The 7,658-nt window shown below is 62.3% G+C and carries 5 protein-coding genes; all 5 read left to right on the top strand.

Features of this window, described 5'->3' with window-relative positions; all coding sequences use genetic code 11:
- Nucleotides 1-2,706: putative Ig domain-containing protein (locus JFN93_RS25000; RefSeq protein ID WP_199387118.1), on the top strand; the 2,706-nt coding region annotated here is incomplete at its 5' end.
- A 67-nt stretch (nt 2,707-2,773) separates the two neighbouring features.
- Entirely contained in the window at nt 2,774-3,556 is a 783-nt protein-coding gene (locus JFN93_RS24995) for a putative Ig domain-containing protein (RefSeq protein ID WP_199387117.1), read from the top strand.
- A gap of 117 nt (nt 3,557-3,673) precedes the next feature.
- On the top strand, nt 3,674-4,315 hold the full coding sequence (locus tag JFN93_RS24990) for a helix-turn-helix transcriptional regulator (protein WP_199387116.1): 642 nt from the start codon (nt 3,674-3,676) through the stop codon (nt 4,313-4,315).
- A 948-nt stretch (nt 4,316-5,263) separates the two neighbouring features.
- On the top strand, nt 5,264-7,165 hold the full coding sequence (locus tag JFN93_RS24985; RefSeq protein ID WP_199387115.1) for a beta strand repeat-containing protein: 1,902 nt from the start codon (nt 5,264-5,266) through the stop codon (nt 7,163-7,165).
- Nucleotides 7,166-7,237: 72 nt separating this feature from the next.
- On the top strand, nt 7,238-7,642 hold the full coding sequence (locus JFN93_RS24980) for a hypothetical protein (RefSeq protein WP_199387114.1): 405 nt from the start codon (nt 7,238-7,240) through the stop codon (nt 7,640-7,642).
- Nucleotides 7,643-7,658 lie beyond the last annotated feature (16 nt).

Below are 7,658 nucleotides of genomic sequence, written 5' to 3'. Positions count from 1 at the left end.
AACATCGTGATCAGTGCGGCGAACGCCGCCGGCTCGGCGGCGCTGCCGGCCTTCGCCATCACGGTCGCCCTGCCGCTTCCGCCGCTGCCGACCATCTCCGGGACCCCGGCCACGACCGTGACCGCCGGCCAAAGCTACCTTTTCACCCCGAGCGCGACCGACGCCGCGAGCTTCTCCATCAGCGGCAAGCCCTCCTGGGGCTCGTTCGACAGCACCACCGGCGCGCTCTCCGGCACCCCGCAAAGTGCCGACGCCGGAAGCTACCCGAACATCGTCATCAGCGCGATGAACGCCGCCGGCAGCACGGCGCTGGCCCCCTTTACCATCACGGTGACCACACCGGTGACGCCGCCGACCCTTTTCCTCTCCATGCTGGCGGACCAGTCGGTGACCAGCAACGCCACCCTGAACATCAGCGGAAGGGCTGATTGCCCCAACGGTTTCCAAAGCCTCACCGTGAACGGCGCCTCGGTCCCGGTGAGCGGCGACGGGAGCTTCACCTACGCGATCGCGCTCTCCGAAGGGGTTAATACCATCAGCGCCGTCCTGACCGACACCACCGGGCTGCAGGCCAACGAGCGCCGGACCATTATCCTCGACAGCACCGGGCCGACCATCACGATAACCGCCCCGGCCGACGGGAGCATCACCCCGGCCACCTCGGTCACCGTCGCCGGCACGGTGAGCGAACCGGGGACGGTCAGCGTCGGCGTGAACGGCGCGGCGCCCTCCGCAGCCGCCATGAACGGCACGAGCTTCAGCGCCACCGTCCCCCTCGCCGCCGGGACCAATACCATCATCGTCACCATGGCCGATCAGGCCGGAAACAGCACGGTCGCCAAGCGCACCGTTATCTCGGACCAATCCAAGCCATCTTTGGCGATCACCGATCCGGGACAGGACGTCACCATCACCCAGCCCTCCTACCTGGTCAAGGGGACGGCCGGCGACGCGGAAACCGCCACCACGGTAACCATCGCCGTGGACGGCCAGACCTTCACCCCGGCGCTGACCAACGGCGCCTTCGAGCAGGCAATCGTCTTTGCCGCCGAGAAGCAGTACGCCGTCGTCGCCACGGCTACCGACCAGGCGGGGAACAGCTCCACCGTGCAGAGAAACATCATCGTAACCAAGGCACCGAGCGGCGCCGGGCTCCCCTCCATCTCCGGCACTCCGGCGACCAGCGTGACCGCCGGCCAGAGCTACCTTTTCACCCCGAGCGCGACCGGCGCGGCGAGCTTTACCATCACCAGCAAGCCGTCCTGGGCGTCCTTCGACACCGCCACCGGGACCCTCTCCGGCACTCCGCAAAACGCCGACGCCGGCACCTATTCCGGCATCGTCATCAGCGCGGTCAATAGCGCCGGCGCGACGGCGCTCCCTGCCTTTTCCATCACGGTCGTCTCCACGCTGCCGCCGCTGCCGACCATTTCCGGGACCCCGGCCACCAGCGTCGCAGCGGGAGAGAACTACCGCTTTACCCCGACGGCCACCGGCGCGACGAGCTTTACCATCGCCAACAAGCCGACCTGGGCCGCCTTCGACGCCGCTACCGGCACCCTCTCCGGCACCCCGGGGACGGCCGACGCCGGAAACTATGCCGGCATCGGGATCGGCGCGGTGAACGCCGCCGGCAGCGCAGCGCTTCCCGCCTTCGCCATCGCGGTGACCACGTCCGCACCGCCGACCTCGACCCCGCCGACCCTGACCATCTCCACCCTGGCGGACCAGTCGATCACCAACAACGTCACGCTGAACGTAAGCGGTTCGGTCTTGTGCCCGAACGGGCTGGATAGCTTCACCATCAACGGGACCGCCGTCACCGTCAACCCAGATGGAAGCTTCACCTACGCGGTCACCCTGACCGATGGGGCCAACATCATCACCGCGGAGGTCACCGACCGCGCCGGATACCGCAAAACCGACAGCCGAACCATCATTCTCGACCGCACCGCGCCGACCATCACCATCGCGACCCCGGCCGACGGCAGCGTCACCTCGGCAAGCACCGCCTCCGTCACCGGTACCATCAGCGAAGCGGGCACGGTATCCGTCGCAGTCAACGGGGGAGCCCCGGTGGCGGCCACCCTGACCGGCACAAGCTTTGCCGCCACGGTCCAACTGGCCTCCGGGAGCAACACCATCACGGTCAGCACCACCGACCGGGCCGGAAACAGCGCCACCGCCAAGCGCACCGTCGTCTCGGACCGCACCAGCCCGTCGCTGTCGATTACCGATCCGGGGCAGGACATCACCATCACCAGGCACTCCTACTTGTTGAAAGGGAGCGCCGGGGACGCCGACACCCTGACCACGGTAACCGTCGCCGTCGACGGGCTTAGCTTCACCCCGACCCTGGCCAACGGCACCTTCGAGCAAACGCTCACCTTTGCGACGGAAAAACAGTACAGCGTCGTGGTCACCGCCACCGACCAGGGGGGAAACCGCGCCACGGTGCAGAGAAATATCGTGGTCATGAAGCCGCTCAAGGGTGACCTCAACGGCGACGGCAGCTTCGATATCTCCGATGCCCTGAAGGTGTACCAGGCGGTGATGGGGAAACTGACCCTTACCCCCGAAGAAAGCGCCGCTGCGGACGTGGCCCCACTGAGCGCCGAGACCGGCCAGCCGACCGGCGACAACGTCGTCGACATCGCCGACGTGATCATCATCTTGCGCCGCATCGTCGGCGCCGTGACCTGGTAGCACCGCCACCGCGAACCTTTGCCGAGGGCCCCTTCCCGGGGCCCCCAAACGATAAGGAGCTAATGCCATGAGTCATTTCCGCCTGGTGATCCTTCTCTTTGCTATGGCAGTAGTAACGGCCTGCGGCGGTGGCGGCGGCGGTGGCGGGAACGTCCGGGGGCAGAGCCAGGCCCCTCCCCTGCCGACCATATCCGGCACCCCGACCGTCAGCGTTGTGGTCGGGAACAGTTATCTCTTCGTCCCGACCGCCACCGACGCCCAGAGCTTCAGCGTGGTAAACAAACCCTCCTGGGCCTCCTTCGACTCCCACACCGGGGCCCTGACCGGCACTCCGACCAACGCCAATGCCGGGACCACCGCCGCTATCATCCTCAGCGCCACCAACACCACCGGAAGCGCTTCCCTGGCCGCGTTCTCCATCACCGTGCTCCCCTCGGCCCAAAGCGCCACGGTCACCCTGGGGTGCACCGGAACGCTGGGGAGCCAACTGTCCGGGATCGAGGTCGCCATCGCCCTGCCGCCGGGGGTGAACCCGCTCACCAGCGGAGGGAGCCTCGACCCGGGCGCCATCCTCCCCTCGGGGGGAGCCGCAGCAGACGCCTCCGTCCCGGCCGGGTTCATCACCTACGTCCCCGCCACGGCAACTTCCAGCGGCAGCCTCCGTTTCACCTTGGTTAACAACCAGGCTTCCGGGTTCGGCGTCGGCGAATTCGCCACGGTACACCTGGTCATAGCCGAAGGTATTCACCCGGCGGCTGACTCCTTTGTGGTTACCTACTTCAGGCCGGTGGAGCTCTTGGGGGGAACTTCCGCAGGGGTGACCGCCACCGAAGCGGTGCTCTTTCCGTAACCGGTTTGGGGGAGGGATCGCCAAAGGTGGTAGCCCGACGGGGACACGCAGGGTAGCGGAAGGGAAGGCTCACCGACTGATAGGCGCCGACAGGCGGGACATCCAACGGGAACAGCTATGAACATCCTGCTCAGCATGAAAAGCCGATTGATCGAGACAGCGCTCCAGGCGTTGCTCTCCCGCGGGAACCAGATCGATTCCTTCCTGGTCGACGACGCGACCTACGAAAGGAGACCGACCCCGGTGGACGTCATCGTCGCGGACAAGGAGCGGATCTGCCTCAAGGGGCTATCGAGCTGGTCCGGGTCGAAGGTCATCCTGCTCGATATGGGACTGGCCCAGGACGAGCTGCTGCAGGTCCTCACCTCGTACCGCCTCTGCGGGGTCATTTCCACCGACGAGGACCCGGTGCTCATGAAGAAGGCACTGCGCCTGGTCTACGACGGCGAGGTCTGGATCGGGAACCGGTACGTTCAGGCCCTGCTCCGGGGACGCGAGACGGTGGAACGCGGCACCAACGAGAAAAACGTGAGCCGGCGGGAGGGGGAAATCCTCCAGCATCTGGCCCAGGGGAAAAAGAACAAGGAGATCGCCTACGAGCTCCACCTGAGCGAGCAGACGGTCAAGGTGCACCTGTCCCACATCTTCAAGAAGTTCAAGGTAACGAGCCGTCTGGAACTGATCAAGATGGTCCACGACTTCCCGCTGGAAACAACCCCGCCGAGGCGCCAGCGGCTCCCCCTGAGACCAACCCTGTAATCCTTCGAAGGGCAAACAAAAAGATCCCCCCGGCGGCAGTGGCCGGGGGGATTGCCGTTGTGGTACTGGATGGTTGCCCGCACCGTTTATGTTTAGTCCTGCTCCAGTTAACCGATATTCTATTTGAAGGGACTACGCTCCACGTACCCCAGGAAGAATGTTTTTGCGTTTCTTTTTAAACCGACAGGCCCTGAACTTGCCGAGCGTGGTTTAGTACGTAAGTATGGTATTAGGGAACGAAAGTATTATTGGAAAACTTTTGATTGGTAATTCTATTCGTTCTCCGTCCTGGTCCAGCGATCTCGATATGTCGCGTTACTTCAGGCACCTTCGCATCACATACCTCCCCCGTTTTACCCACAACCAAAGCCCACCGCGAAAAAGTGCTCATTTCAATACATTGAACGCTCGGAACCGCAATTCACAAAGAAAATCGGAGCGCGGAGCCGAAACTGATTTCGGCACTCGGCAGCCTCATCGGTTCGACGTCCCGGGTGGTTTTTTCCACCGGGCCGGAATCCTACCCGGCGCGGGCAGAAGCAGGCCCACCAAGCGATCCCGGCTCCCCACCGGCTACCGGAAGAGAACCAAGGCATGCGCCAGCCAAGACTTTCCGGGCAGAAATGAGGGATTTTTCCGGGCGTGGTGTAATACCGCTATTACAGTCGGATTCCACCGGGTCGATTGGAAAAGATCAAGCTGTTACGGGCGGATACCCCCTCCGGCCCGGTTACCCATCCCCGGAGCCCCTCGGACCGTTTCATAAACGGTACACCACCTCCGGTCCGGCCGGTGCCGGGCGGGCGGCTGCAGAGCCACTAAACGCCCGATATCAAGCGCCTTCCCGGCAAGATCCCATGGTAGGCATGGCTATTGCTACCCTTAGGCTTGAACAGTTATAAAGTGGCGCTGCACCTGCCAAAATCATTCACCCCAAGGAGGCAAGTCATGAAACAAAGAGAGAGGATCGTTGCATCGCTGGCTTTTGTATTCGCGCTGTGCCTTACGGCACCGGTAATGGCAGACGACAACGTGGCAGCAGATGGGGGGGGGACCTCCGCAAATGACTCCTCGGCTGCCCTCGGGAGCAACTCGCTCAACGGCAACACGGTCCAGGTCCCGGACAACTCGAACCAGAACAACAACAGCAGCACCACGACCAACACCAACACCAACACCTCGACCAACATCCAGGCGTCCAAGACCGACACCGACACCAAGACGGTTTCCGGCAACAACACCGGCACCCAGGTCTCCGACACCGGCAACGGCAACGACCTGAGCAAAACCAACAACTCCAATCAGAACAACAACAGCAGCACCTCGACCAACATCCAGGCGAGCAAGACCGACACCGACACCAAGACGATCTCCGGCAACAACACCGGGACCCAGGTTTCCGATACCGGCAACGGCAACGACCTGAGCAAAACCAACAACTCCAATCAGAACAACAACAGCAGCACCTCGACCAACAACAGCACCTCGACCAACGTCCAGGCGAGCAAGACCGACACCGACACCAAGACGATTACCGGCAACAACACCGGGACCCAGGTTTCCGACTCGGGTAACGGCAACAACCTGAGCAAAAACACCAACATCAACAACACGGCGACCGGCAACAACACCGGGACCCAAACCTCTGACTCCGGCAATACCAATGTCAGCGCCAAAACCGAAACCGTCACCAAAACCGAAGCCAACGGGAACAACAGCGGTACCCAGGTAGCGGTGAAGGACTCCGGCAACGGCAACGACCTGAGCCAGAACACCAACATCAACAAAACCGATACCGAGAACAAGACGGTCACCGGCAACAACACCGGCACCCAGGTCTCCGATTCGGGCAACGGCAACAACCTGAGCAAAAACACCTCGGTCACCAACACCAAGACCGACACCGATACCAAGACGGTCACCGGCAACAACACCGGAACCCAGGTCTCCGACTCGGGCAACGGCAACAACCTGAGCAAAAACACCAACATCACGACCAACAAGTCGGAAGACAACTCTAACCAAGGCAACAACAACAGCGTCAACACCTTCACCAAATCCGAAACCGAAAATAAATCGGACGTCGACATCACCAAGACCGACAACTCCAATCAGGGTAACAACAGCAGCGTGAACACCTTCACCAAAACCGACACGGAAAACAAAACGACCACGATCGACAACAGCGATCACAACACCGCCGACAACAAGGCTATCGTGGCCAACGATTCGGCTACCGTGAATTCCACCAACGATTCCAACAACACGACGACGACGACCACCACCAAGCTCAACGTGAGCCTGACCGATTCGCTCAACGGCAACGACCTGAGCAAAAACGACATCAGTGCCAAAGGCGGCAGCGCCGCTGCGGCCTCCGGCGGGACCGCCTCGGTCACCAACAGCAACAACGTGACCAACACCGCAGGCGACAACAGCGCCGTGGCCAACCAGGGCGGCAAAGTCGACTACAACTCCCACAACTCCAACACCGTGACCGGCAACGGCGCGGCGGCGACCAGCGGCGGGACCGCGACGGTGGACAACAGCGTCGGTTCGCACAACACCACCTCCGACTCCCACGACACCTACACCACGACCAGCGACTCGCATAACACCACCAACAACATCAGCGTGGCCGACGTGAACGTGGAAGTCGCAACCAGCGACCTCCAGGGAGCGGTGACCGGCAACAACATGAACTACGCGAAGAAAGCGGGCCCGGTAACCGGGAACAACATTCTCGACAACGGCGCCCTGAACAACGCGAACGGGATCTCGGTCATGTCCCAGAACACGGGCCTGAACTCGCTGGTCCAGCAGTCGGTCAACCTGCAGATCAACAAGTAAGGGGATAACTCTCCGGGCGGCGGCCGCGATGGCCGCCGCCTTTCCCGGATCTCTATGATCAGGGGGCACACCATGCGAAGCCCAACAAAATTGCTGATTGCCACGCTGTTTGTCTGCTGGGCGGCGATCGTCCCGCAGCAAGGTCAGGCATCATCAGAGGGAGTCCGCTCAGAGGAGCGGGACCTCATCAACGAATCGAGCCTTGGGGCTCCGATCGCTGAGGAGAGGCTGGCTAAGCAAGACGGGCGGCAGGATACCCAGATCGACCAACTCAACGCGCAGATGTCCGACCTGAGGAGCAGCGCCACCTTCAGCGGCAACTCCTTCAGCGCCCTGAACTCCACGGTAACCACCGGGATCAACTCGATTGCGCAGGACGCCTTTTCCAACGCAACCGGCATCGTCACGGTGATCCAGAACTCGGGGAACCAGGTGCTCATTCAAAACGACATGATTCTGAACCTTTGGGTGAAATGAAAGGGACGGAAGATGC

Source organism: Geomesophilobacter sediminis (genome assembly GCF_016458275.1).
In the GTDB taxonomy this organism is placed as follows: domain Bacteria; phylum Desulfobacterota; class Desulfuromonadia; order Geobacterales; family Geobacteraceae; genus Geomesophilobacter; species Geomesophilobacter sediminis.
The sequence above is the reverse complement of the archived record's forward strand: the minus strand, read 5'-3'. Positions and strand labels throughout refer to the sequence as shown.